The sequence below is a fragment of the Croceicoccus marinus genome (assembly GCF_001661675.2).
Lineage (GTDB): Bacteria > Pseudomonadota > Alphaproteobacteria > Sphingomonadales > Sphingomonadaceae > Croceicoccus > Croceicoccus marinus.
Map to the genome: position 1 here is coordinate 1807501 of NZ_CP019602.1, position 22513 is coordinate 1830013.

A 22513-nucleotide genomic window follows, 5' to 3' on the forward strand; every position below is an offset into this window, starting at 1 on the left:
CTGTCAGGCCGCGACCTCGCGGCCGGCCGCATCCTTGGCATCGTGCGGTTTGCGCAGCGCCAGCAGCGCCATGTAGGGCGCGCACAGGAAGCGCAGGCCCAGGAAGCCGTAGATCATCGCCACCAGCAGCGCGAAGCTTACGCCCAGCGGCTGGGCGAACGCGATCGCCAGCCCGGCGACCGATAGCATCACGGCGGCAAGAACGATTTCCGGCACGGTGCAAGCCAGCGCGGAAATCATTCCGCCGCTTTCGCCGAACTTGGGCGTGCGCCGCCACGCATGGGGCTTCTTCGACAGGCCCGCGACACCCGACACCAGCACGATATAGGTAAGCGAGGCGCGCGCGATCTCTCCCCGGATCATGTCGGCGATGCGGTGGCAGCCGGTCAGGCGATAGCGGTGCCAGTTGCGCACCAGCCCGGTGCCCAGCCCCAGCGCGATCATCGGCCAGGTGATCGGCGCCAGCGTGATCGGATCCATCGCGCCCGCCAGCACCGCGATCGCGATGCCGGTCACGCCGATCAGGCCCAGCAATATGCCCGCCAGTGTCTGCAGCGGCGCAGAGCAGCGCAGCACTTCGAGCAGCTTGGTCCAGCCAGGCATGGGCCGAGCATAAGGGGTGGGCAGGAACAGCTTCCAGTGCTGGCGAAGTTGCTGCACCGGACCCGCGGTCCAGCGGAAGCGCTGCTTCTTGTAATCCTCGAACGTGTCGGGGATCAGGCCGCGGCCGAACGTCTCGCCCAGATACATGCCGCGATAGCCGGCGGCGCGCAGGCGGACGGACACTTCGGAATCCTCGGTCAGGCACCATTCGGCCCAGCCGCCCACGCGGCGCAGCGCATCGGCGCGCAGCAGGCACATGGTGCCGATCGTGAACGCGCCGCCATATTCGGACACGCCGCACATATCGACCTTGTTGTTGGGCATGTATTCCCAGTGGCAGCCGGTCAGATAGCCGCTGCCTTCATAGTCGCGGTAATCGTGCGGCGTCTGCAGATAGCCCACCGCGCGGTCGCGGAAGAACGGCACCAGGCGCGAGAGGAAATCGGGTTCGGCAAGGTAATCGGCGTCGATCACCGACACGATCTCGGCATCGGGATCCATCCGTCCGTCGAGCACCCAGTTCAATGCGCCCGCCTTGGCGCCGGGCAGCGGATCGACGTGGAAGAAGCGGAACACCTCGCGCCCCAGGCGGCGGTTCAGCGCGGCGGCGTGGCTTTCCAGCGGGCGCCACAGTGCCTCGTCCTTGGTGTTGTTGTCGATGACGATGACTTCGAAATTGGCGTATTCCTGCGCGGCGAGGCGATTCATCGTCTCCTTCACCACCTGCGACGGTTCGGCATAGCAGGGCAGGTGCACCGAAACGCGCGGATCATAAGCTTCGCTGCCGGCATGGGCCTGCGCGCCGCGCCAGCGGCGGGCGGGGCGTTCGCCGGGCAGCGGCGCGCGATTGGGCAGGCGCCAGTGGCTGTGGGTCAGCGAAGCCTCGCGCGCGATGCGTTCGATCCAGCCAAGATAGCCCAGCGCCAGCGCGGCCGTGACGGCGAGGTAGAGCGCAGCCTCGTTCCAGAACGGCAGCGGCGCTTCGTTCACCAGCAGGCACAGCCACCACCAGCTGACCGCCAGGGCCAGCGCCTCGACGCTGAGCCAGGCCATCCCCGGCAGGCTGAGCCGCCAGCCCATCGTCTGGCGCAGCGACAGCGCCAGCAGGAACGCGCCCAATGGGATCAGCAGCGTGTAGAACTCACCCGTCACCGCGCCCGCAATGCCATAGGCCAGCGCGATCAGCCCCGACAGTTCGGCGATGTTGCGCGGCAGATAGCCGCCGATGCGCAGGCCGCCCTTCAGCGTGATCCAGCCGCCGACCGCGGCAGGAACCTCGTCAGCGTCGCGGCGCCAGGCGGACCAGATGGCCACCAGGAAGGTCAGCAGGCCCAGGAACAGCATCCACGGGTCGAAGTCGGCTCGGACGGGAATCGGCAAAACGAAAGGCTTTCGCTGTGGTCACAAACGGCGGCTTGGGTCTGTCGTCATTTCTGCGGGACAAATTCGCGCACGCGCCGGTCCGGCAGGCCGAGCCATGCCGGACGGGCGCCTGAATGCACGCGATGTCGCGGATCACAATGGTAAACGATCGCGTGCGGGCAAGCTGCCTCGCGACGAAGCGCCCCAATTCCGCCTTAATTGGAAAGCGCGGGCCCGCCCCTATGCCCGGCGGGATGGCTGCCTGATGAACGGCCGCCATCCCGGTCGGGGCGGGTGTGCCCGGTCACACCTCGCCGCGGGCGAGGCGTTCCTGGCGGTCGGCCTCGTCCTCGCGCGGGACGAAGCTGTCGGATTTCACGCGCAGCCAGATCAGGATCGGCGCGGCCATGTAGATCGAGCTGTAGGTACCCACGAAGATGCCGAACGCGATCGCGGCCGCGAAGCCGAAGGTCATCGCCGGGCCCACGAACATCAGCACCATCAGCACGGTCAGCGTGGTCAGCGAGGTCATCACCGTGCGGGCCAGCGTCTCGTTCACCGAGAGGTCGAGCAGTTCGGCCATCGGCATCTTGCGGTATTTCTTCAGGTTCTCGCGCACGCGGTCATAGACGATGATCGTGTCGTTCAGCGAATAGCCGATGATCGCCAGCACCGCGGCCACGATGTTGAGGTCGAATTCCAGACCCGTGATCGCGAACAGCCCCAGCGTTAGCGACACGTCGTGGAGCAGCGCGAACATCGCGCCGACGCCGAACTGCCATTCGAAGCGGATCCAGATGTAGATCGAGATCATGACCATCGCCGCCAGCAGCGCCAGCATGCCGGTTTCGAACAATTCGCCAGATACCTTGCCCGACACCGAATCGACGCCGTCGATGCGCACGCCGGGATGGTTCTGCTCCATGTTGCCGGTGATCGCGCTGGTCATGCGGTCGGCAAGGTCCTTGGCCGCCGATGCGCCCTCGTCCGATTCGGGAAGGCGCATGCGGATCGACACCTCGTTCGGCTGGCCGAAGCGCTGGATGACCGGATCGCCATAGCCCAGCGAGCCGATCTCGCGCCGCAGTTCCGCGACGGGGGCCTCGGCCTCCTGCGTGAAGGTGGCGCGGATCATCTGGCCGCCGACGAAATCGACGCCCAGGTTCAGGCCCTGCGTCGCGACAAGCCCCCAGCTGGCGATCATCAGCAGGATCGAGACGACGTAGAACGGCACCCGCCACTTCAGGAAGTGGATGTTGGTCGTGTCGGGAACGAGCTTCAGGAGTTTCATGTTGGCTCCTCCCTCAGATATGCAGGTCTGCGGGGCGGTTGCGGCGCAGATAGCCCGCCACCCACATTCTGGTCAGCGTGACCGCGGTGAAGACCGAGGTGACGATACCGATGATGAGAACGATCGCGAAGCCGCGGATCGGGCCGGAGCCGAACAGGAACAGCAGCGTGCCCGCGATCACGTTGGTGATGTTGGCGTCGAAGATCGCGCGCTGCGCCTCGCGGTAGCCGACCTCGACCGCCTGCACCACGCGGCGGCCGCGCCGGCGTTCCTCGCGGATGCGTTCGTTGATCAGCACGTTGGCGTCGACCGCGGTACCGATGGTCAGCACGAAGCCGGCGATGCCGGGCAGCGTCAGCGTCGATCCCAGCAGCGCCATGATGCCCAGGATCAGCAGCACGTTCAGCACCAGCGCGCCATTGGCGTACAGGCCGAATCGGCCGTAGGTGACGATCATGAAGACCAGCACCGCGGTGCCGCCGATGATCAGCGCGAGCACGCCGCGCTCGATCGAATCGGCGCCGAGGTCGGGTCCGACGGTGCGTTCCTCGACTACCGCCAGGTCGACGGGCAGTGCGCCCGAGCGCAGCGAGATCGCGAGATTGTTGGCGGTGTCGACGTTGAACCCGCCCGAAATCTGCGCCTGGCCGCCCAGGATCGGCTCGTTGATGTTGGGTGCCGACAGCACCTCGCCGTCGAGGATGATGGCGAAGGGGCGGTTGACGTTCTGCGTCGTCAGCTGTGCGAAGCGGCGGCCGCCTTCCTGGTTGAAGGTGATGTTGACGACGGCGGCGCCGTTCTGGTCATAGCCCTGCTGCGCATTGGTCAGCTGGTCGCCCTGAATGCCGCCCAGGCGGCGCACCGCGATCGAGCCCTGCTGCGCCGAATCGGGCGCGAAGGGCAGGATCTGGCTGCCCGGAGGCGCGATGCCCTGCGCCACGTCCTCGGGCAAAGCGGCGGTGTCGACCAGCTTGAATTCAAGCTTGGCGGTCTGTCCCAGCAATTCCTTCAGCGCTTCGGGATCCTGCAGGCCGGGAACCTGCACCACGATGCGATTGTCGCCCTGGCGGATGATCGTCGGCTCGCGCGTGCCAAGTTCGTCGATGCGGCGGCGGACCACGTCGGTCGCGGTGTCCATCGCATTGTCGATCGCCTGCGTCAGACCGGCCTCGGTCGGGGTCAGCACCATGCGCTGGCCGTCGACGACCGACAGCTCCCAGTCCTGCTGACCCGTCAGGCCCACACCCTCGATCATGGGGAGCAGTTGCTCGCGCGCGGCGTCGATCTCGCTTGCGTCCTCCAGCATGAAGGACAGGCGGCCGTCCTCGCGGCTGATGTCGCCGATGTCGATGCCCGCATTCCCCATCGCGGCGCGCACTTCCTCTTCCATCGAGGTCAGGCGCAGGCCGAGAACGTCACCGGTCTCCGCCTCGAGCAGGATGTGGCTGCCGCCTGCAAGGTCGAGGCCGAGATTGATCTCGGGGTCGGGCAGGCTTGACGGCCAGGTGCCGCCCGCCAGCATCATGATCGAGGGTACGGCCAGCAGCGCGCCCAGCAGGGTGATGCCCCATAGCCAGACGCGCTTCCACACGGGAAAGTCGAGCATCGGTTGTGCCTCAGTCGTTCGCCGGAGTGGCGCTGCCCGCCGGGATCACGTCGCCGATGGTATTGCGCACGGCCTTGACCCGCACGCCCTGCCCCAGTTCCAGGTCGACGTAGTCGTCGTCGAGCTTCACCACCTTGCCGACGAGGCCGCCGGCGGTGACGACGCGGTCACCCTTCTTCAGGCCCGCGACCTTGGCCTGGTGCTCCTTCATCCGGCGGCGCTGCGGCCCAAGGATCAGGAACCAGAAGATCAGCGCCATGCCGCCCAGAAGGACGAAATTGGTCCACACGGGCGGGCCTGCGGCGGCAGGTGCGGCGGCGAGAAACAGAAGAGTGCTGGTCATGGAAAAACGTGCCGATGCTTTCGCAAAAGGGAATCGCGCACGGTGCCGGGCGGCACCACGCGCTGACGATGGCACGGGCGGTTAGCAGCATTGCGCACGGGTGGCAAACGCCAGCCTGTGGGCGCTTTCGCCCTGCTGCCCCCGGATGATTGCAACAAGCGTCGCAAGTGGCCTTGCGCTTGCCGAAATGCCCGACTATAGGGCCGCTCTCCGGTCGGGACGTAGCGCAGCCTGGTAGCGCATCACACTGGGGGTGTGGGGGTCGGAGGTTCGAATCCTCTCGTCCCGACCAAATTCTTCCGCCGCCCCTTCGATGGGCCGGCGAAGGCACAAGCACCCCGAATTACTGACATTGATGTTGGCTAACACCCCGCGGCACCGACGCGGGCTGCGCCGAGTCGCGCCCGCACCCTGTCGCGACGCTTGCCTTGTTCGGTCGAACGAATTACCAGCGCTGGCCATGAAGGACGTGCTGCTCGACATCGCGATCGCCCATTTCGGCAGGGAAGGTTTCGCCGGCGCCGCCACGCGCGCCATCGCGAAAGAGGCGGATACCGCGATGTCGTCGATCACCTATCACTTCGGCGGCAAGGAAGGGCTCTATCTCGCTTGCGCCGACCATATCGCGGATGGCGTCGCCGGGCGATTCGAACAGGCGGTCGCCGCGATCCGGACCAGCCCGCCCGCCACGCGCGAGGATGCGGTGAACCGGGTCTGCGAGCTGCTGACGATCTTCGCGCGGCTGATGCTCGATCCCGCCTCGCGCCATTGGTCCTATTTCATCGTGCGCGAGCAGCATTCCCCGACCGAGGCGTTCGAGCGGCTGTGGCAGGGCGCGATGAAACACCTGATGGATGTGGCAGTCGAGCTGATCCGCACCGCGCGCCCCGACTTCCCGCTGGCCGAGGCGCGCGCCTGCGCGATCGGGCTGTGGGGGCAGGCGCTGATCCTGCGCACCGGAAGCGCGTCGGTGTGCCGCATCATGGGCGTCGGCGAAATGGACCCTGCCACCGCCGACGTCCTGATCGCGCGCTTCGTCGCCAATACGCGCTGCATCCTTCTTGCCGAACCTATCGCCCAGCCGGAGCACGACTGACATGAACCGCCGCATCATCGCCGGGATCGCCCTTGCCGCGCTGATCATCGCCGCCATCGCCACATCGGGCTTCGGCCTGCTGAAGGGGGATGACGGCCCGCTTACCCTGTACGGCAATGTCGACATCCGCGAGGTCGAGATGGCGTTCCAGGCATCGGGCCGCGTCAGCCGCGTCCCGGTCGAGGAAGGCGAGCGCGTGGCGGAAGGCGAATTGCTTGCGGTGCTGGACCCCAGCCAGGCGCAGGACCGGCTGGCGCAGGCCGATGCGCAGCTGGCGCAGGCGCGCGCGCAGCTGGCGAAGCTGCAGGCGGGCAGCCGGCCGCAGGAGATCCGGCAGGCCAATGCCCAGCAGGCCGCTGCGCGCGCGGCGCTGAACGATGCGCAGGCCGATTACGAACGCCGCCAGCCGCTGGTCGAATCGGGCGCGATCAGCCGGGCCGTGTGGGAAAAGACCGTCACCGCGCTGCGCAGCGCGGAAGCCCGCTTTGCCGAGGCGAACCAGGGCGCGTCGCTGACCGCCGAAGGGCCCCGCGCCGAGGATATCGCCGCCGCCCGCGCACAGCTTGAAGCCGCACGCGCCGCGCGCGCCGCGATCGACACCGACCTCGACTACACGCGGCTGGAAGCGCCGGTGGACGGGACGGTCGTCACCCGGTCGGTCGAGCCGGGCAGCCTTGTCGCGCCCGGCGTGACCGCCTTCACCATCGCGATCGACCGCCCGCTTCGGGTGCGCGCCTATATCGCGCAGACCGATCTGGCGCGGATCAATCCGGGCATGAAGGTTCGGGTGACCGCCGACGGCAATCCAGACACCTATCAGGGCACCATCGGCTATATCTCGCCGCGCGCCGAATTCACGCCCAGGTCGGTGGAGACCGAGGATCTGCGCACCGACCTCGTCTATCGCCTGCGCATCGTGGTCGACGATCCGGACGAGGCGCTGCGCCAGGGCCAGCCCGTCACCGTGACCATCCCCGCGGCCCGCCCGGCGGTGGAGGACTGACCCATGCCGGGCGCTGCGCCCTCCCCCGGTTCCGGTTCCGCTTCCGATTCTGGCGCGGTCGCCTGCGCGCGGGATCTGGTGAAGCGCTTCGCGGGGGCGGAGAAGCCTGCGCTCGGCCGTGTTTCGCTGGAGATTCCGACGGGGCGCGTCACCGGGCTGGTCGGTCCGGACGGCGCGGGCAAGACGACGCTGATCCGCATATTGGCCGGGCTGATGGCGCCGGACGAGGGATCGGTCAGCGTGCTGGGCGGCAAGCCCGGCAGCGATCTGGAGCATATCGGCTACATGCCGCAGCGCTTCGGCCTGTACGAGGATCTGACCGTCCAGCAGAACCTCGACCTCTATGCCGACATGCGCGCCCTGCCCGCCGATGAGCGGGAGGAGGCGTTCGGCCGGCTGCTCGACTTCACCGACCTCGCCCGGTTCCGCGAGCGGCTGGCCGGCGCGTTGTCGGGGGGCATGAAGCAGAAGCTGGGCCTGGCCTGCGCGCTGGTAAAGACCCCGCGCCTGCTGCTGCTGGACGAGCCGGGCGTCGGCGTCGACCCGATCTCGCGCCGCGAATTATGGGCGATGGTGCAGGAGCTGATTACGGATGGCTTGGGGGTCTTGTGGTCCACCGCCTATCTCGACGAGGCGGAGAAATGCGATCACGTCTATCTGCTGAGCGAAGGCGAACTGCTGTTCAGCGGCGACCCGGCCGAGCTTACCCGTTCGGTCGAAGACCGCGTGGTCCGGCTGACCGGGTTCGAGGATCGCCGCCGCCATGTTCTGACCCAGATGCTCGACCGCGACGGGGTGCTGGACGGGACGATCCAGGGCCGTTCGGTCCGCCTGTTGCTGAAGACCCCGGATGAGCTGAAGGGCGAGAGCGGGTTCGAACTGACCCGCGCCCAGCCCCGGTTCGAGGATGGCTTCATCGAGCGGCTGGGCGGCGGGCCCAAGGGCACCAGCGCGCTGGCCGAGGCCTATCGCACGATCGAGGCGGGCGAGGGTCCCGCGATCGAGGCCCGGGGGCTGACCCGCCGCTTCGGCGATTTCACCGCCGCGCATGACGTCAGCTTTTCGGTGCCCTACGGATCGATCTTCGGCCTGCTGGGGCCCAATGGCGCAGGCAAGTCGACCACCTTCAAGATGCTGTGCGGCCTGCTGTCCCCCAGCGAGGGTTCTGGCGCGGTGGCGGGGCACGATCTGCGCGCGTCGGGCGGCAGGGCGCGGGCGGCGCTGGGATACATGGCGCAGAAATTCTCGCTCTACGGTGAATTGTCGGTGGCGCAGAACCTGAACTTCTTTGCGGGCGCCTATGGGCTGGAGGGCCGCGACGCGCGCCGCGCGGTCGAGCGGGTAACCGAGATCTTCGAGCTGGGCGAGCGGATGAAAGCCACGGCGGGAACGCTGCCCCTGGGCTTCAAGCAGCGGCTGGCGTTGGCCGCCGCGGTGCTGCACGAACCGCCGGTGCTGTTCCTGGACGAACCGACCAGCGGGGTCGATCCTGTCACCCGCCGCGAATTCTGGATGCATATCAACGGGCTGGTCGAAAAGGGCGTGGCAGTGCTGGTCACCACCCATTTCATGGAGGAGGCCGAATATTGCGACGCGATCACGCTGATCTACCGCTCCGAACAGATCGCCAGCGGCACGCCTGACGAATTGAAACAGCAGGCCGCCCACATGGCCGGTCTCGATGATCCGACGATGGAGGACACCTTCATCGCCATGATCGAGGCGAGCGACGCGCAGCGCCCTGGCAGCGACGAGGAGGAAGCGGCGTGAGTGGCCCGCTGATCGACCGACGTCGGCTGACCGCGATGATCGCCAAGGAAATCGCCCAGATCATGCGCGATCCATCGACCTTCCTGATTGCCTTCATCCTGCCGCTGCTGCTGCTGTTCCTGTTCGGCTATGCGCTCAATCTCGATTCCAACAATACGCGCATCGGCATCGCGATCGAGGATTCGAGCGCGCCCGCGCTGTCGCTGGCGGGCGCGTACCAGAACAACCCCAATTTTCAGGTCATCACCGCGCGCAGCGTCCAGCCGCTGAAGGACCGGATGGTCAGCGGCGAGATCCGCGGCATCGTCGTGATTCCGCAGGATTTCGGGCGCGGCTATGCGCGCGGCAATCCGCCGCCGGTGCAGATCATCACCGACGGGTCGATGCCCAATACCGCCAATTTCACCCGCGCCTATGCCGAGGGTCTGCTGAACAGCTGGATGGCGAACGAGGCGGCCATGCGCGGCGTGAATGCCGCTCCGCCGATCGATCTGTCGCTGCGCTATTGGTACAATCCCTCGCTCACCAGTCGCAATTTCCTGGTGCCGGGCGCCATCGCCATCGTGATGACGATGATCGGGACGCTGCTGACCAGCCTTGTGATCGCGCGCGAATGGGAACGCGGCACGATGGAGGCGATGATGGCCACGCCGATGCACATGGCCGAGTTCCTGATCAGCAAGATCGTGCCCTATTTCGTGCTGGCACTGGCTTCGATGGCGCTGTGCACCTTGCTGGCGGTGACCGTGTTCGGCGTGCCGCTGCGCGGTTCGCCGCTGGCGCTGTTCGTGATCGCGGTCGCCTATCTGATGCCCGCGCTGGGGCAGGGCCTGTTCATTTCGGCGGCGACCAGGAACCAGTTCGTCGCCAGCCAGATCGCGCTGCTGTCGGGGTTCCTGCCCACTTTCCTGCTGTCGGGCTTCATGTTCGAGATTTCGTCGATGCCGCCCGTCATCCAGGCGATCACCTATATCGTGCCCGCGCGCTATTTCGTTCCGCTGCTGCAGACCGTGTTCCTGGCGGGCGACATCTGGCCGATGATCTGGCCCAATGTGGGCATCATGCTGCTGTTCGGCGCGGGTTTCTTCGCGCTGTGCATCCGCTTCACGCGCCGGAGTCTGGACTAATGGGGAGCCTGGACTGATGGGGAGCCTGGACCGATGAACGGCGCGCTGAAGGCGATGATCGTCAAGGAGTTCTGGGCGCTGCTGCGCGATCCCAAGGCGCGCATCACGCTGGTACTGCCGCCGCTGCTGCAGCTGCTGATCTTCAGCTTCGCGGTTACGCTGGAGGTCGAGAATGTCGCCATCGGCGTGCTCGACCGGTCGAACGGCACCGCCAGTACGGAGCTGATCCAGCGCATCGCCGGGGCGCGTACCTTCGGCGAGATCCGCCGTCTGGAATCCGCCGACGATCTGCGCCGCGCCATCGACCGGCAGGAAGTTCTGGCAGCCATCGTGATCGAGCAGGATTTCGACCGCCAGGTCGCGCGAGGCGAGCCGGCGACGGTGGGAGTGGTGCTGGACGGCAGGCGGTCGAACGCGGCGCAGATCGTGGGCGGCTATCTCACGCGCATCGCCGCCGATGCGGGGCCGGAACTGCGCCCCTCGTCCACTCCGCCGCCGCAGAACGCGGTTGCCATCAACTGGTTCAATCCGAACCTGGAATATATCTGGTTCAACATGCCCAGCCTGCTGGTGGTGATCGTCTCCGTGTCGGGCCTGTCGGTCACCGCGCAGACCGTCGCGCGCGAGCGTGAGATGGGGACGTTCGACCAGCTGATGGTCAGCCCGCTGACCGTGCCGCAGATCCTGATCGGCAAGATGGTGCCGCCGTTCTGCGTGGGCCTGTTCAACGGCACCGTGTTCCTGGTGCTGGCGCCGCTGGTGTTCGGCGTGCCCTTCACCGGTTCGCTGGGCTGGTTCTATGTCGGGCTGTCGATCTATCTGGTCTCGCTGGTGGGGCTGGGGATGTTCGTGTCGGCGCTGTCGACCACGCAGCAGCAGGCGTTCCTAGGATCGTTCGTGGCGACCATCCCGGTCATCCTGCTGTCGGGCTTCGCCAGCCCGCTTGAGAACATGCCCGACTGGCTTCGGGCGATCACTTTTATCAACCCCGCGCGCTATTTCATGGAAATCTCGATCGGCCAGTTCCTGAAAGCCATGCCGGTGTCCGACATGCTGCCGCTATTGTGGCCGCTTGTCCTGATCGCCTTCGTCACGATCAGCGTGTCGGGCTGGCTGTTCCGCGCGCGCATGGAGTGAATGCGAATGTTCCGCCCCGCCCTTCCCCTGTTGCTGGCCGCCCCCTTGCTTGCGGGGGCCCTTGCCGGCTGCACGGTCGGACCCGATTACGACGCGCCGGTGCCGCAGGTGTCGGACACATGGATCGAGCCTGCCGACACCGGCGCGATCCAGCCTGCCTGGTGGGACCGCTTCGACGATCCGCGATTGAGCGCGCTGATCGCCCGCGCCATGGCCGAGGCACCCTCTCTGGCCGAAGCGCGTGCGCGGCTGGCCGAGGCGCGTGCCAATCGCGACGCGGTACTGGGCGCGCGGGCGCCGCAGGTCTCTGCCAGCGGCGCGGCGACCGAAAACCGGATCAGCGAGAACGGCTTGCTGCCGGTGGGCGCCTTTCCCGGCTTCGATCCCCGCTACAGCCTGTTCGACCTGGGCTTCGATGCCAGCTGGGAAATCGACCTGTGGGGCCGCCGCACGCGTGAGGCGCAGGCGGCGCAGGCACAGGCCGAGGCCGCGCAGGCCGCCTATCAGGATGCGCTGGTCCAGCTGACCGCGGAAATCGCGCGCGGATACGTGGACCTGCGCGCGGCGCAGCAGGTGTCGGCGCTGGCCGCCGGGCGCGAGGACGCGACCGGAGACCTGGCCGCGCTGACCGACCAGCTGTTCCAGGCGGGCGAAGCCAGCCGCATCGATGCCGAGGCGATGCGCGCCGAGGCCGCGAGCGCCGCCGATGCCGCCGCGCAGGCGCGCGCGCTGGAAGCCGCCGCCGCCTATCGCCTGTCCGCGCTGATGGGCACCCCGCCCGAAAACCTGCTACCCGATCTGGCCGCCGCCGCGCCGATTCCCGCCGCACCCGAAGCGATCCTGGTCGGGCTGCGGTCCGACCTGCTGCGCCGCCGACCCGACGTGCGCCGGGCCGAACGCGAACTGGCCGCCGCCACCGCGCGGATCGGCGCCGCCACCGCCGACCTGTTCCCGCGCTTCTCGCTGATCGGAGGGCTCGGCACGCAGGCGCAGGACGCCGGCAATCTGTTCGATCCCGGCTCCACGCGCTTTTCGATCGGGCCGAGTTTCAGCTGGCCGATCTTTTCGGGCGGGCAGATCCGCGCCCGGATCCGCGCCGCCGATGCGGGCGCCGATGCCGCCGCCGCCGCCTATCAGCAGGCGGTCGCCGAAGCGCTGGCGGATAGCGAGGGCGCGGTCAACCGCTTCCTGGAAGCGCGCAGCCGCACAGCCGCCGCCGCCCAGGCCGCCGAAGCGCAGGAGCGGGCCTTCGCGCTTTCGCGGCAGCGGTTCGAGCGGGGCGAGGACAACCGGCTCGAACTCGACCGTGCGCGGCTGGAACTGCTGGCGCGCGAGCAGTCGCTGGCATCGGCGCGGGTCGAGGCGGCGAATGCCGCGGTCGCGGTCTACAAGTCGCTGGGCGGCGCATGGCAGGCCGAAACGCCTGTCGATGCCGCCCGGCCCTGAAGCCCGCCCCTGAACGCGGGAACCTGAACGCGGGAACCTTGGCGCGGGAACCGGCGCGCGGGAACCGGAGAGCCACCGACGCGCTTGATCTGTCGCGGGCCGTCTATATCTAGGCGGCCTTGTGCCATCCGGGCCGCACGCCCGGGCACATCGTCCGATTCTCCCACATGGCGGAGCCTTCCTTGCTCAGACATTTCACCGGTTCGATCATCTTCACCGTCGTCGCGCTCGCGCTCGGCGCTTTCGTCGGCTGGGAATATACCGGCACGATAGAAGGCATGCTGTCCATATTGTGGATCTGCGCGGTGCTGGCGGTGCTGGAGACATCGCTGTCGTTCGACAATGCGGCGGTCAACGCTACCGTGCTGAAGGACATGGACCCGTTGTGGCAGCGCCGCTTCCTGACATGGGGCATCGCCATCGCCGTGTTCGGCATGCGCATCGTGTTTCCCATCGTGATCGTGGCCATCGCGGCATCGCTGGGGCCATGGGGCGCGCTGATGCTGGCGATCAACGAACCGGATCGCTACGCGCAGATCATGGGAGAGGCGCATACCGGGCTGATGGGCTTCGGCGGCGCGTTCCTGGGCATGGTCGGCCTGAAATATTTCTTCGACGCCGACAAGGAGATCCACTGGATCCGCGTGATCGAGGGGCCGCTGGCGAAATTCGGGCGGCTGCAGGCGTTCGAGATCGGGGTGATGATCCTGGCGATCTGGGGCACCTCCACCCTGCTGGCGGGCGAGGAGCGGCTGACCTTCCTGACCGCCGGGCTGTTCGGACTGCTGACCTTCATCGCGGTCGAGATGATCGGCGACGTGCTGGGCGCGCCCGAGGAGACAACCGGCATGGCCGCGAAATCCGGCCTCGCCTCGTTCCTTTACCTGGAGGTGCTGGATGCCAGCTTTTCCTTCGACGGGGTGATCGGGGCCTTCGCGCTGTCGACCAATCTGTTCGTGATCGCCATCGGGCTTGGCATCGGCGCGATGTTCGTGCGTTCGATGACGATCTATCTGGTCCATCAGGGCACCATGAGCCAGTACCGCTTCCTGGAGCACGGGGCGTTCTATGCGATCCTGGTGCTGGCCGCGATCATGTTCCTGAACGTCGAGTACCACATTCCCGAGGTCGTGACCGGGCTGATCGGCGCGGTGCTGATCGGGCTGGCCTTCTTCAGCTCGCTGCGCTGGAACCGGGCGGAACTGCGGCGGGACCGGGCGGGGGTGCAGGCATAGCCGCCCCTTCCGCTGCGCCCCCACCCTCTGCACCGGGGGCCACCCGCAGCAGCCGCGAATAGAACCAGCCGATGGCGATCAGGCTGAAGCCCAGCGCCAGGAAGCTGGCGATGCGGACCAGCCCTTCCAGCCCCGCGGTGTCATAGATGAACACCTTGCACACCGCGACCAGCATCAGAACCAGCGAACCGATGCGCCAGCTGCGCGTGCCGCTTCGCGCGCCCCACAGCAGGAAGCCGCCCGCCAGCACGATGCCGAGCAGGGATCGCAGCAGATCCTCTGCCTGCCCCACCGGCGGATCGGTCAGGATCGTGCCGGCGAATGCCTGCCGCAGTTCGGACAGGGCGAACAGGCTGATGATCAGCATCAGCGCGGCATCGCACGCCACGCGGAATGGGCGCTGCGCCGCATCGGGCAGGATCAAAGCGCGGCGCAGCAAAAGGACCGCCGCCGCCCCGACGCCATATGCGACGGCCAGCAGGTTCGCGACCGGTGTCGGTCCGACCGCCTGCGCGCTCCATAGCGGGTTATGGACGATGCCGGTGTAATAGGCGAAATGCGCCAGCGAAGCGCCCGCCAGCGCCGCGGCCAGTTCCGGACGTGGCGACCACCGCGCGGGCAACCGCAGCAAGGCCAGCGCGGCGAGGAGCAGCAGACCCTCCCACGCGGAACGCTCGGCCAGGCCCAGCGCGGCGAATTCGGGAAGATCGTGGATCGCGAAGACCTGCTTGAACAGGATATGCGCCGCCGCGATGGCGGAGAGCGCGGCGGCCATGCGCGCGGCAAGCGCTCGCCTGCCCTGTTCGCGAAAGCCCAGCACCAATGCGGCCAGCGCGCCCGGCAGCAGATATAGCGCCGCATCCCGCGCGGCCGGCAATTCGCCCACCAGCAACGGCGAACCCGGCAGCGATTCCGCCGCCGCCCCCAGCCACCAGCCCAGCGGCCAGAGCGCCCAGACCAGCGCCACGGCCAGCGCCGCGCGCGCCGCCCAGCGCCGGCCGGGCAGACCAAAGGCGAGCGCCACGGCAGCAGCGCCCGCGATCCAGGCAAGGCTGTCGGTCGGCGCGATGCGGGTGATCGCCGCATAGGCGGTCCACACCGCGGAAAGCTGCAACACCACGCCGCGCCAGCCTGCGACAGGGCCGATCCGGTAGGCACCCAGCGCGGGCATTGCGGCAAGCATCAGCCCCGCCGCCCCGAACAGCCATGCCACCGGTCCGGCCGACACATCGAAATGCCACAGCGCCGCGATGAAGATCGCCAGCGGCACCGCCGCCAGCGCCGCGACATCGGCGCCCCTGGCCTGCCCGCGCCAGAGATGGACCAGCGGCACGCCCGCGAACAGCAGCGCCATCGCCGCCGCGACCAGGGCGAAGTGCGCGGGATCGGGATCGTACCAGAAGCCCAGCATCCACGCGCCGACGCCGCCCGCGATGGCCGAAGCCTCGCGCAGGCCGGCATTGCGCCAGCCCAACCCGGCAAAGGCCGCGCCCAGAAGCAGATAAAGGCCCCAGGACAGCGGCTCGTAACCCGTGGTTTCCAGCAGCGCGGCCATCTGCAGCGACGCGAAGCCGCCTGCCGCCAGCCGCAGCCAGCGGCTTTCGCGCAAGTCCGGCAGCACCAGCGCGGGCAGCAGAGCGCCCAGCACCACGAAATAGAAACCGGTCGCCACCACGTCGCCCGGCCCGCTGGGCTGCGCGATCAGCATGATCAGGCCCCAGCCCAGCCCGCCGACGATGCCCGCCAGCCCCAGCCAGCCGCCATGGGACCAGCCGCCCCCTTGCGCGAATCCGGCCTGCCTGCGGGCGGCCTGCCCCAGCCCGCCCGCCACCAGCGCCAGATAGAAGGCCAGCAGCGGCAGGTTCGATTCCTCGGCCCCGACCAGAGCCGGTGCGGCGTACCCGCCGACCAGCCCCAGCACCGCGCTGGGCAGGCCGAAGCGGAAGGACAGGCCGATCGCCGCCGCCGTCACCAGCGCCAGCCCGACAAAGGCGGTGCCGGTGCCGATCAGGCCATAGAACGTGCCCGCCAGAAACACGCTGGCGTAAAGCACCGCCAGCCCCGCCCCCGACAGCGCCTGCGGCACGCGGGGATCGGCGACCCGGATGCGAAAATGATGCGCGGCTTCCGCCCCGGCGATCAGCGCGAGGCCGAACACCAGCCCCATCACCACGCGCACGGCCGGGCTCAACAGGCCGACATCGATCGCATAGCGCACGAGGAAGAAGCCCGCGACCGCCAGCGTGATGCCGCCTGCCCAGATGGGCAGCTGGCGGCCGAACAATTCCTCGAAATCGAACGCGAAGCGCTTGCGGGCGGGCTCGGGCCCAGTGGGTTCGGGCCAGGTTAATTCGGAGGCCGGCGTTTGCACGGCCGGGAGCGGTTCGCGGCGGGCTACCTTGGGCACGACCATGGCCGGGGGACGAACGGTGGCGGCGGGGCGGGCCTCGGGCTGTGGCTGCGGGACCGGCAGGGTCTCGGCAGCGGCGCGCAGGTCGCGAAGCTCGGCCTCCAGCCGGTCGACGCGTTTCCACAGCAGGAAAAGCGCGACCGCACCGCCGACGAGAAGGACAAATTCCATGACCGCATTCCCCCGAACCCGCCGCGGCTACCCCGGATGCAGCTTGGCGCGACTGTCTGGCCCAGCGCAATAGGTCATAATTGGACGGCGTTCAATATAAAAATTGGACATTGTTCAATTGCCCGATTATCCCGGCCGGATGGGAAGACGATCCGACCACACGCGCGAGGAGCTGCACGAATTGCTGCTGTCGCTGGGGCATGATTTGCTGGCGCAGACCGGCCTCGCCCGCTTTTCGGGTCGCGAGGTGGCGAAGCAGGCGGGCTATTCGGTTGGCACGATCTATAATGTGTTCGGATCGCTCGACCATCTGATCGCCGCGATCAATTCGCGCACTTTCGCGCTGTGGGCGGACCAGCTACGGGCGCGGCTGGACGCGGGCGAACGGGACCGGATCGGCGCGCTGGTCGCGGGCTATTTCGCCTTCGCCCAAGAAAACCCGCATCTCTGGTCCGCGATCTACGAACATCATCTGCCCGCCGATTTCACCCTGCCCGATGCCGACACGGCGCAGCGCGAGGCGCTGACCCGAATCGTCGAAGGCGAGGTGCGCGCTGCCCTGCCCGCAGATACGCCCGCCGCCATTCCACGCCTTACGCGGTCGTTGATCGCGGTAGTGCACGGGCATTGCAGCCTTGCGGTCACCGGCAGCTTCGCGCTGATGGGCGTGGACGATCCGCTGGACTGCGCGCTTGCCCGCGTGCGCGAGGTGCTGGGCGCGCATGGCTATGCGCCCCGGTGACGGGCAGGCGTCAGTAACCCATCAGCGAGAGCACTTCCTTGCGGCTGCGTTCGTCGTCGCGGAACGTGCCCATCATGCGGCTGGTCACCATGCTGACGCCAGGCGTGCGGACGCCGCGCGCAGTCATGCAGGCGTGGCTCGCCTCGATCACCACGGCGACACCGTGGGGCTTCAGATGGTTCCAGATGCATTCGGCGACTTCCGCCGTCAGCCGTTCCTGTATCTGCAGCCGCCGCGCGAAGCCGTGCAGCACGCGCGCCAGCTTGGAAATGCCGACGACATGGTCGCGCGGAAGATAGGCGATGGCCGCCTTGCCGATGATCGGCGCCATGTGATGTTCGCAATGCGACTGGAACGGGATGTCCTTCAGCAGCACGACCTCGTCATAGCCGCCCACTTCCTCGAATATGCGTGACAGATGGATCGCCGGATCCTCGCCGTAACCCTGGCAATATTCCTTCCAGGCGCGGGCCACGCGCTGCGGCGTGTCGAGCAGGCCCTCGCGCTCAGGATCGTCGCCGGTCCACCGGATCAGCGTGCGGATCGCGTCCTGAACCTCTTGGGGCACCGGCGGCTTGCCGCGGGGATTGTCTTCATCGGGGCCGACAAGGCTGCTCATTGGCGTCACTTTCTTTGGCTGTTCGCGCCGGGATAGGGAAGCGCGGCCCATCCGTCACCCCCTTCGCGACATCAACCGCCGGGGTGATAGAAATCATAGATCTGCCGCGCGACATGTTCCGAAACGCCGGGCACGCGCAACAAGTCCTTTAGGGCAGCGGCCCGCACCTTGCCCGCCGTGCCGAAATGCAGCAGCAGGGCCCGCTTGCGCGCGGGACCGATGCCGGGGATCTCGTCCAGCGGGCTGGCCTGGATCGATCGGCTGCGCTTCGCCCGGTGCGCGCCGATGGCAAAGCGGTGCACCTCGTCGCGCAGGCGCTGCAGGTGGAACAGCACGGGCGAATTGGTCGGCAGGGTCTTTTCGCGCCCGTCGGGGAAATGGAACACCTCGCGCCCTTCGCGCCCGTGATGCGGGCCCTTGGCGACGCCGACGACGGGCACATCCTCGATCCCCAGCTCCTCCAGCGTGTCCATCACGCTCGACATCTGCCCCTTGCCGCCGTCGAGCAGCACGAGATCGGGCCAGGCCGCATCGCCCTTCCCGGTCGTCTCGCGGTCGGGATCGTCCTTCAGCGCGCGGGCGAAGCGGCGGTTCAGCACCTCGCGCATCATCGCGAAATCGTCGTTGGTCTGCGCGGTCTTGATGTTGAACTTGCGGTACTGGTTCTTCAGCAATCCCTCGGGCCCCGCGACCACCATCGCGCCGACCGCATTGGTGCCCTGGATATGCGAGTTGTCGTACACTTCCACCCGCTGCGGAATATCGGGCAGTTCCAGGAATTCGGCCATCTCGCGCCAGATCTTCGCCTGCGTGCCGCTTTCGGCCAGCCGGCGGTCGAGCGCTTCGGCAGCGTTGCGGCTGGCCTGTTCGATCAGGCGGCGGCGGTCGCCGCGCTGGGGGACGCTGATCTCGACCTTGCGCTCGGCAATGGCGCCGAAGGCCTCTTCCAGCAATTCGCGCTCAGGCAGTTCGCGGTCGAGCAATATGGTGCGCGCGGGCGGCACTTCCTCGTAGAACTGAGCCAGGAAGGCGCTGAACACCTCCTCGTGGCTCAGCTCTTCGGTGTGGCGGGGGAAGAAGGCGCGGTGGCCCCAGTTCTGCCCGCCCCGGATGAAGAAGGCCTGCACGCCGATCTGGCCGCCCTTTTCGGCCATGGCGAACACATCGGCATCGCCCACGCCTTGCGCGTTGATCGCCTGCGACCCCTGGATGAAGGTTGCGGCGCGGAGGCGATCGCGCAGCATGGCGGCGGTCTCGAAATCCAGCTTCTCGGCCGCCTCGGCCATCTGGACTTCGATTTCCTGCTGCACCGCGCTGGACTTGCCCGCCAGGAAGTCCTTGGCCTGCCGCACCAGCTCGCCATAGCCATCCTTGTCGATGCGGCCCACGCAGGGCGCGCTGCACCGCTTGATCTGGTAGAGCAGGCAGGGACGATCGCGGCGGCTGAAGAAGCTGTCGGTGCAGCTTCGCAGCAGGAACAGTTTCTGCAGCGCGTTGATCGTGGTGTTGACCGATCCGGCGCTGGCAAAGGGGCCATAGTAATTGCCCTTGGCCCGCCGCGCGCCGCGATGCTTCATGATGCGCGGGAAGTCGTTGTCGGCGCGCAGCAGGATGAAGGGGAAGCTCTTGTCGTCGCGCAGCAGCACATTGTACGGCGGGCGGAACCGCTTGATCAGCTGCGCTTCCAGCAGCAGCGCCTCGGCCTCGCTGTTGGTGGTCACGATGGTCATCTCGCGCGTCTGCGCGACCATGCGTTTCAGCCGCATCGGCAGGCGGTCGACCTGCAGATAATTGGCTACGCGGTTCTTCAGCGCGCGCGCCTTGCCGACATAGAGCACGTCGCCGCGCGCATCGACCATGCGATAGACGCCGGGGCGCGGGGGCAAAGTGCGCTGAACCTCGCGGATCGCGGCCAGCCCCGCCTGAAGGTCGGGTTGGCTGCCACGCACCGTATAGGCCGCCTTGTCCTCGTTGAAGCGATCGGCGCCCTTGGGATGGGGCGGGGTTCCGGCAGGCGTACGGGTCATCGAGGGGTCAGATAGGGATTGGACGGGCGGATGGAAAGCGCGGGAATGCGCACCACGTCCGTTGTTTCAGGTAATGAGGGGAAATGGTGCAACGGTTCGAATTTCATTCGAACCTGACTTTGGTTTGGAGGGGGACCACTTCCTGTGGAAGTGGTGCCCGGGGGCGGAGTCGAACCACCGACACGACGATTTTCAGTCGTCTGCTCTACCACTGAGCTACCCAGGCATCGCCAGAAAAGGCGGACCCGAAACCTGCGGATTGAATCGCGCTTGGCGTCGGGAGCGCCGCCTATGGCCAAAGCCGCGCTTGCTGTCAAACCTCAAAATGCGGGTTTTTTCGCAGGCCCGGATTTCGGTCAGAAATCCTCGTCCGCGCCATCGTCCTCGCGCCCGCTGGGAATATCGGCAGGCTCGCCGGGGATGGCGTAGCCGTCCTGCAGCCACTGGACCAGATCGCGGTCCTTGCAGCGGGTCGAGCAGAACGGCGCATGGTCGGCGGAGCGCGGCTTGCCGCAGATCGGGCAGCTTCGCACGGCGCGTTTCGGAGTCGTCTTCATAGGGGCACCGCCTGCGCCATGCCCGCTTCGGGTGCAAGGGCGGGATCGACCCCGATGCGGATTTCGCGTCCGGTACGGCGGGCCAGCTCGCCGATCCATTCCGCCTTCAGCCGCGCCTGCAGCGCGGGATGCACGGTCAGCAGGATCGCGCCCGGATCGGCGACATGTTCCGCGCGGCGCAGCAACAGGCGCGCGGCGGCGGCAAGCCGGTGGCGGGTCACGCGGTGAAGGATCGAAGGCCCCTCCATCCGCGCGACGATCTGCACGAAGCCGAAGCCGTTCATCGCGGTACGCTCATGCGCAAAGCCCTGCAGCGCCTGTTCCAGCGCCGAATCCACCGCGCGGCGGTCGGCCTTGTCCTGCAGCGTCGGAAAGTCGATGCCGACCGACCCGCCGATGTCGAGCCGCATCAGGCTGGCGGCAATCGCGGGCACCGCCGCCAATGCCAGAGCGCGCGGCGGCAGCGTGCCGTCGATGTCGATCAGCGTCATCGCGGGCGTGGGCGACAGGTGCAACGCGCCGCCGTCGAACCCGACCTGCCGCTCGAAGGCTTCGGCGATCAGTTCGGACCAGCCGGTCACGGGAAAGCGGGGAACGATGCGGACTTCATGCCCCTCGCCCCTCAGCCGTTCCTCCAGCGTGGGGGCGGGGCGCAAGGGTTCGTCAGTCGGGCGGCCTTGCGCGCGTTTGGAGCGGATGCCCTCGTCGATGCGCGCGCGGTGGATGAGGATGCGGATCGGCGCGCCTTCGCTGGCGCTTTTCGGCAGGCGGTCGACCAGCACCTCCTCGCCGCTGTCCAGCCGAACCGTGCCGCGTGCAGAGCCGGACGCGCGCGATGCCAGCACGCCCTCGACCACTGCTCCTGCGGCGAGTTCGCCCGGCCATGTGAGTCTTGCGGCGACGATGGCATCGTTCTCGACCAGCGCGGCGCGGGTTTCGCCGATGCCGCGTTCGATCAGCCAGTCAGCCAATGACGAAACCTGCCGCCTTCAGCAGCGCGCGCGTTTCGAACAGGGGCAGGCCCACAACGCCAGAATGGCTGCCCTGGATCCACGCGATCAGCGCCTCGGCATGGCCTTGTATCGCATAGCCGCCCGCCTTGCCTTGCCATTCGCCGCCCACGATATAGGCGTCGATCTCCTGCTGGGAGAGTACCTTGAAGCGCACGATCGTCTCGCTCATCCGCTCTCGCACAGAGCCATCGGGCGCGGCGAGGGCGATGGCGGAGAAGACGCGGTGCCGCCTGCCTGAAAGCAGCGCCAGGCACTCGCGCGCGGTCGCCTCGTCCTCCGCCTTGGGCAAGATGCGGCGCCCTGCGGCGACGACCGTGTCGCCCGCCAGCACGAAGCCTTCGTCGGCCTGTACGGCCCCTCCGCCGGAGGCGACGGAGAGCGCCTTTTCGCGCGCCATGCGCTGCACGTAGGGGCGCGGCAATTCGCCCTTGCGGGGCGTCTCATCGATGTCGGCGGGTGCGACGCGCGCGGGCTGAACGTCCAGACGCGCCAGAAGCTCGCGTCTGCGCGGACTGGCAGACGCGAGTATGAGTTCAGGAGCCGTCATGCCGGCGCGAGGGATTAGCTGGGCCCGGGGCCGCCGCGGCCGGGCATGAAGCGATAGGTGATCCGACCCTTGGTCAGGTCGTAGGGCGTCAGCTCCACCAGCACTTCGTCGCCCACCAGCACGCGGATCCGGTTCTTGCGCATCTTGCCGGCGGTGTGGCCCAGGATCTCGTGATCGTTTTCCAGGCGCACGCGGAACATCGCGTTGGGGAGAAGCTCCACAACCGTACCGCGCATTTCGAGAAGTTCTTCTTTCGCCATGCCAGGGCGCCAGGCGCCCATCCTTTCAATCAATTTGCCAGAAATGGTCTTGCGTCAAAAACCTGCGCGGCCCCATAGCTGCGCCAGCGCCATATGGAAAGCCCGCAGTTGCTTTTCAACGCCGCGCGCCCCGGTCCGCCATTCCGCG

The 22513-nt window shown here is 67.6% G+C and carries 19 protein-coding genes and 2 tRNA genes; 9 read left to right on the plus strand and 12 right to left on the minus strand.

Annotation, left to right across the window (positions count from 1 at the left end):
* Positions 1-3: 3 nt before the first annotated feature.
* From A9D14_RS08515 to yajC, 4 genes are all read right to left on the minus strand, one after another.
* Complete coding sequence (locus A9D14_RS08515; protein WP_157668177.1) at positions 4-1983, minus strand: glycosyltransferase; 1980 nt, start codon at positions 1981-1983, stop codon at positions 4-6.
* A 286-nt stretch (positions 1984-2269) separates the two neighbouring features.
* Positions 2270-3256: a protein translocase subunit SecF gene (gene secF / locus A9D14_RS08520; RefSeq protein WP_066845276.1), complete on the minus strand. Its 987-nt coding sequence runs from the start codon at positions 3254-3256 to the stop codon at positions 2270-2272.
* A 13-nt stretch (positions 3257-3269) separates the two neighbouring features.
* Positions 3270-4862 (minus strand): protein translocase subunit SecD, encoded by a 1593-nt coding sequence (gene secD / locus A9D14_RS08525; protein ID WP_066845278.1) that lies wholly within the window; start codon positions 4860-4862, stop codon positions 3270-3272.
* Positions 4863-4872: 10 nt separating this feature from the next.
* Positions 4873-5205 (minus strand): preprotein translocase subunit YajC, encoded by a 333-nt coding sequence (yajC, locus tag A9D14_RS08530; protein ID WP_066845281.1) that lies wholly within the window; start codon positions 5203-5205, stop codon positions 4873-4875.
* A gap of 215 nt (positions 5206-5420) precedes the next feature.
* Between yajC and A9D14_RS08535 the strand changes: the two genes are divergently transcribed.
* The 8 genes from A9D14_RS08535 to A9D14_RS08570 all read left to right on the plus strand — a co-directional run bounded on the left by A9D14_RS08535 (position 5421) and on the right by A9D14_RS08570 (position 14019).
* Positions 5421-5497, plus strand: a tRNA-Pro gene (locus tag A9D14_RS08535).
* Between the two features lie 168 nt (positions 5498-5665).
* Complete coding sequence (locus tag A9D14_RS08540; protein ID WP_066845284.1) at positions 5666-6301, plus strand: CerR family C-terminal domain-containing protein; 636 nt, start codon at positions 5666-5668, stop codon at positions 6299-6301.
* A gap of 1 nt (position 6302) precedes the next feature.
* A complete protein-coding gene (locus tag A9D14_RS08545) occupies positions 6303-7304 on the plus strand; it encodes an HlyD family efflux transporter periplasmic adaptor subunit (protein WP_066845289.1) in 1002 nt (333 codons plus the stop codon).
* Positions 7305-7307: 3 nt separating this feature from the next.
* The gene (locus tag A9D14_RS08550; protein ID WP_083987796.1) at positions 7308-9074 is read left to right on the plus strand and encodes an ATP-binding cassette domain-containing protein; all 1767 of its coding nucleotides are present in this window, start codon (positions 7308-7310) and stop codon (positions 9072-9074) included.
* A complete protein-coding gene (locus tag A9D14_RS08555; protein WP_232468477.1) occupies positions 9071-10201 on the plus strand; it encodes an ABC transporter permease in 1131 nt (376 codons plus the stop codon). Before A9D14_RS08550 ends, A9D14_RS08555 begins: the two co-directional genes overlap by 4 nt.
* 33 nt (positions 10202-10234) lie before the next feature.
* A complete protein-coding gene (locus tag A9D14_RS08560; RefSeq protein ID WP_066845292.1) occupies positions 10235-11338 on the plus strand; it encodes an ABC transporter permease in 1104 nt (367 codons plus the stop codon).
* A gap of 6 nt (positions 11339-11344) precedes the next feature.
* Positions 11345-12784: an efflux transporter outer membrane subunit gene (locus A9D14_RS08565; RefSeq protein ID WP_087910481.1), complete on the plus strand. Its 1440-nt coding sequence runs from the start codon at positions 11345-11347 to the stop codon at positions 12782-12784.
* Between the two features lie 182 nt (positions 12785-12966).
* On the plus strand, positions 12967-14019 hold the full coding sequence (locus A9D14_RS08570) for a DUF475 domain-containing protein (protein ID WP_198301993.1): 1053 nt from the start codon (positions 12967-12969) through the stop codon (positions 14017-14019).
* On the opposite strand, the gene A9D14_RS08575 is transcribed toward A9D14_RS08570, so the two are convergent.
* Entirely contained in the window at positions 13958-16600 is a 2643-nt protein-coding gene (locus tag A9D14_RS08575; protein ID WP_066845301.1) for a DUF2339 domain-containing protein, read from the minus strand. The two genes, A9D14_RS08570 and A9D14_RS08575, sit on opposite strands and share 62 nt — an antisense overlap.
* 118 nt (positions 16601-16718) lie before the next feature.
* Between A9D14_RS08575 and A9D14_RS08580 the strand changes: the two genes are divergently transcribed.
* Positions 16719-17342 (plus strand): TetR/AcrR family transcriptional regulator, encoded by a 624-nt coding sequence (locus A9D14_RS08580; protein ID WP_232468478.1) that lies wholly within the window; start codon positions 16719-16721, stop codon positions 17340-17342.
* A gap of 10 nt (positions 17343-17352) precedes the next feature.
* Here A9D14_RS08580 and folE read toward each other — a convergent pair whose 3' ends face one another.
* From folE to infA, 7 genes are all read right to left on the minus strand, one after another.
* The gene (folE, locus tag A9D14_RS08585) at positions 17353-17961 is read right to left on the minus strand and encodes a GTP cyclohydrolase I FolE (protein ID WP_066845304.1); all 609 of its coding nucleotides are present in this window, start codon (positions 17959-17961) and stop codon (positions 17353-17355) included.
* 71 nt (positions 17962-18032) lie between these two features.
* Complete coding sequence (gene uvrC, locus A9D14_RS08590) at positions 18033-19988, minus strand: excinuclease ABC subunit UvrC (protein WP_066845306.1); 1956 nt, start codon at positions 19986-19988, stop codon at positions 18033-18035.
* Positions 19989-20139: 151 nt separating this feature from the next.
* Positions 20140-20214: transfer RNA gene (locus A9D14_RS08595), tRNA-Phe, on the minus strand.
* A 130-nt stretch (positions 20215-20344) separates the two neighbouring features.
* Positions 20345-20545 carry a DNA gyrase inhibitor YacG gene (yacG, locus tag A9D14_RS08600; RefSeq protein WP_066845309.1) on the minus strand — a complete coding sequence of 67 codons (201 nt, stop codon included), beginning with the start codon at positions 20543-20545 and terminating at the stop codon, positions 20345-20347.
* Entirely contained in the window at positions 20542-21516 is a 975-nt protein-coding gene (locus tag A9D14_RS08605; RefSeq protein ID WP_066845317.1) for a ribonuclease E/G, read from the minus strand. The genes yacG and A9D14_RS08605 overlap by 4 nt, the downstream gene beginning before the upstream one ends.
* On the minus strand, positions 21509-22105 hold the full coding sequence (locus A9D14_RS08610) for a Maf family protein (RefSeq protein ID WP_066845319.1): 597 nt from the start codon (positions 22103-22105) through the stop codon (positions 21509-21511). Before A9D14_RS08610 ends, A9D14_RS08605 begins: the two co-directional genes overlap by 8 nt.
* 14 nt (positions 22106-22119) lie before the next feature.
* Positions 22120-22365: a translation initiation factor IF-1 gene (gene infA / locus A9D14_RS08615; protein WP_066771685.1), complete on the minus strand. Its 246-nt coding sequence runs from the start codon at positions 22363-22365 to the stop codon at positions 22120-22122.
* Positions 22366-22513: the final 148 nt, after the last annotated feature.